This is a genomic window from Chamaesiphon sp. OTE_75_metabat_556 (assembly GCF_031378165.1).
GTDB lineage: Bacteria > Cyanobacteriota > Cyanobacteriia > Cyanobacteriales > Chamaesiphonaceae > Chamaesiphon.
The window spans coordinates 1-3,947 of record NZ_JANNDR010000544.1 but is presented as its reverse complement, the minus strand read 5'-3'; the positions used below and the strand labels follow the sequence as shown (position 1 = coordinate 3,947).

The following is a 3,947-nucleotide window of genomic DNA, read 5'->3' as shown; positions in this document are numbered from 1 at the left end:
TTGATTGGAGCGGATTCGATCGAGATTACGAACGTCAGCGAATTCCCCTTCCGACCTATCCGTTTGAACGCAAATCTTTTTGGCTAAAACCATCGCCGCCGCAAGTATTATCCCGTCTGGCCACCGCTCATCCTTTGATCGGGCAACGGTTAAAGTTGCCTTTCTCCGAGCAAGTCCGCTTTGAAAGCCAATTTGAAACTCATGCTCCTGCCTATCTGGATCAGCATCGTTTATATGGAACGGTGGTTGTGCCTGGAGCCTCCCACATTGCCATGGCGTTATTAGCTGCCCAGTCAACTTTGGCAACTGATTCCTGTTGTCTGGAGGATGTGGTGTTTACCCAAGCCATTACTTTACCCGAACGATCGACTCGCACTGTCCAATTGATTTTCAATCCTCAAGACAATGCATTTCAAATTGTCAGCTTATCAGATGTCAATCAAGTTGATGATGAGGCTGATTGGCAAGTTCATGCCAACGGCAAACTGCGATCGATCGAGCCAGAGCGCAATCCCCTAGACTGGAGATCTTTAAAAGCAGATTGTCCAAATTATTTATCTGGGTCTGAATTTTACAAAACCTTTTGGGATGCGGGTTACACCTTGGGTGCTGCTTTCCGCTGGATTGATGAAATTTGGAGGGGAACAACGGGTAGTATTTGCCAAATGCGAGTGCCGCAGTTACCAGATGAATTATCAGATTATTTGCTCTATCCAGGACTAATTGATTCGTGCTTTCAGTTCATCCTCGTCGATATTGCCGCTGATTTAGTCCATGAAGATTATCTCTACGTACCCTTTGCGATTGCGAACTTTAAGTTTTATGGTGTTCCTGAGTCCGGTGCCCAACTTTGGTGTTATGCGACGCTTGACCGATCTACCCAAGTCAAACCTGAAATCTTAACCGGTAACATTACCCTGTTTGATGAAAGTGGTCGGATTATTGCCCAATTTGACCGCTTAGAAGCCCGAAAAGCCAGTCGTCAAAGATTGTTAGCGGCTCTAGAAAAACCATCGATCGATCCGCTTCGCGATCGCTTGGATCGAGTCACCTGGCAACCCCAGGAACGCGAAACAACACAGCCCCTGACCGTGGGAACTTGGTTGTTGTTAGCCGATGCCCAAGGCATCGGCAGTGAGTTGGCACAAAAATTACAAGCACAAGGTCATCGTTGTATCCTGCTGACTCCAGGGGCAAGTTATCAACAGATCGCCAAGGAACAATACACCGCCAATCCCACACAGCCAGAAGATTTTCAAAAGGTGCTCGCCCAGATTGCCGCAGATGCTCCGCTGCCGCTGATTGGCATCGTCCATTTGTGGGGTTTAACCCCAACATCAACCACTGATTTAGTAGCATCCTCCTTGTTAGCTGCTCAACGCACGAGTTGTGGCAGTGTGTTGTCTTTATTGCAAGGACTTACGGCTGCCTTTGCTCACCAGCAAATAGATAGTCCTCGGCTGTGGCTGGTGACTCAAGGTGCACAAGCCATCGGGAACGATGTAACGACATTAAGCTTAGAGCAAACCCCATTGTGGGGTTTGGGTAGAGTGTTAGCGGTGGAACATCCCGAACTCCGGTGTGTGCGAATCGATTTAGAGCCAACGGCAAACCGGGTGGACAACCTGTTAGCCGAAATCATTACCGCAGATTCAGAAGATGAAATTGCCATCAGGCAGGGGGTTCGTTATGTGCCCCGATTGGGATCGGCTCCCAAACTGCGATCGCCTCAGTCCCCACCGATTAACGATCGCAGTACCTATCTGATTACCGGAGGTCTAGGTGCATTGGGACTGAACGTCGCCGACTGGATGACCCAACAGGGGGCTAAACAGATCGTGTTAATCGGCCGGAGTCAGCCTTCACCGCTAACACAAGCAATCATCGATCGGATCGAGCAATCAGGAACTCAGGTTACAGTCATTCAAGCCGATATTTCAGTAGCAGCAGATGTTGCCCGATTGTTAAATGAGATTGAAACCAACCTACCGCCGCTCAAAGGGATTATTCATGCAGCGGGGGTGCTTGATGATGGCATTTTACAAAAAATGTCTTGGGAACGCTTTGAAAAAGTCCTCGCGCCCAAGCTGCAAGGAAGTTGGAATTTACACCTGTTAACTCAACATTTACCGCTAGATTTTTGGGTTTGCTTCTCCTCGATTTCCTCACTGATTGGTAATCCCGGACAAAGCAACTATGCCGCAGCTAATGCCTTTATGGATGCTTTGAGTCATTATCGTTCCAGCTTGAAACTACCGAGTTTGACCATCAACTGGGGTGCGTGGCTGGCCGAAGGTATGGCCACCCAGGTGCAAGGGTTGCTTACAGCCAAAGGCATTGTGGGCATTAAACCGGAACTAGGGCTGTCAATATTAGGGGAATTACTGAGTCAGGATCTTCCTCAGATCGCAGTAGCCCCAATGAAATGGTCGAAATTCTTGGCACAGTTTCCGACCGGACAATATCCATCCCTCTTACGAGACATTGGCAAAACCGAGACGATTAATATCCCATCCCCCGTCAAACAACAGTCTGTTACTTTCCGCCAACAGCTAGAAAGTGCGCCATTGGGTAAACGCCGTTCCCTGGTGGTCGATCGTGTTCGCGAGCAAGTGGCTAATGTCTTGGGACTGCAACAATCAGACTTAAAAGACTTACAGGTCGGATTTCAAGACTTGGGAATGGACTCTTTAATGGCAGTGGAATTGAGAAATCGGTTGCAATCGAGCTTGGGTTGCCCCTTGTCGTCAACCTTCGCTTTTAACTATCCCAATATCGAAGCTGTCACTCAGTATCTGATCGAGCAACCATTGGCGTCGGTATTTGCGGTAACTGAAACCAAAGTAGCCGAAATAGCCGTTGACAATGGGATGGTGGCAAAGGTACAGCAGATGTCCGAACAAGACTTGGAACTACTACTACTCGAAAAACTGGCGAAATTAAATCAATAGGAGCAACCCACTATGAATCAGTCCATAGCATCTGATAACACAGCTAATTTATCTTTAAATCAAAAGCTTTACTTTGCGTTGGAACAAATGGAATCCAAGCTCGAAGCCTCAGAACGAGCTAAAACCGAACCGATCGCGATTGTGGGCATGGGTTGTCGCTTTCCTGGCGGTGCCGATAATCCCGAAGCCTTCTGGAATCTGCTCCAAAACAAAGTAGATGCCACTACGGAAATTCCCCGCAGCCGATGGGATATCGATAACTATTTCGACCCTAACCAAGACGCGCCTGGGAAAATGTACACCCGCCGAGGCAGTTTTTTACAGCAACCGATCGATCAATTCGATCCGCTGTTTTTCCGGATTTCTCCTCGGGAAGCAACGATGCTAGACCCCCAACAACGATTGCTCTTGGAAGTATGTTGGGAGAGCCTCGAACGAGCCGGCATCTCGCCTACCCAGTTGCGAGAAACTCCAACTGGGGTGTTTCTGGGGATGATGACCCAAGACTATGCTCAGTTAACAACAAATCCAATTACCGTCATTGATACCCATACGGCGACGGGGTATTCGGACAGTACGGCAGCGGGGAGAATCGCTTATTTTCTGGGACTGCAAGGACCAACCCTCACCCTCGATACGGCCTGCTCGTCTTCCCTCGTCGCGCTCCATTTAGCTTGTCAAAGCCTCCGGCTGCAAGAATGCTCCCTGGCGCTGACTGCTGGTGTCAATCTGATGTTAACGCCAGTGATGAGTATTATCGAGTGCCGAGCGCACATGCTAGCACCAGACGGAAAATGTAAAACCTTCGATGCCAGCGCCGACGGGTACGGCCGAGGTGAAGGTTGTGGCGTCGTAGTCCTCAAACGACTCAGCGACGCCGTCGCCGCCGGAGACCAAGTCCTGGCAGTGATTCGCGGCTCAGCCGTCAACCACGACGGACCCAGCAGCGGACTGACAGTCCCCAACGGCGTCGCCCAAGAAAAAGTGATTCGGCAA

At 49.5% G+C, this 3,947-nt stretch carries 2 protein-coding genes; both read left to right on the top strand.

The features are described from left to right. A partial coding sequence (locus RMO27_RS21415; protein ID WP_309736406.1) for an SDR family NAD(P)-dependent oxidoreductase occupies window positions 1-2,951 on the top strand: 2,951 nt, incomplete at its 5' end. Between the two features lie 12 nt (window positions 2,952-2,963). After that, on the top strand, window positions 2,964-3,947 hold a 984-nt coding region (locus RMO27_RS21410; RefSeq protein WP_309736403.1), incomplete at its 3' end, for a polyketide synthase.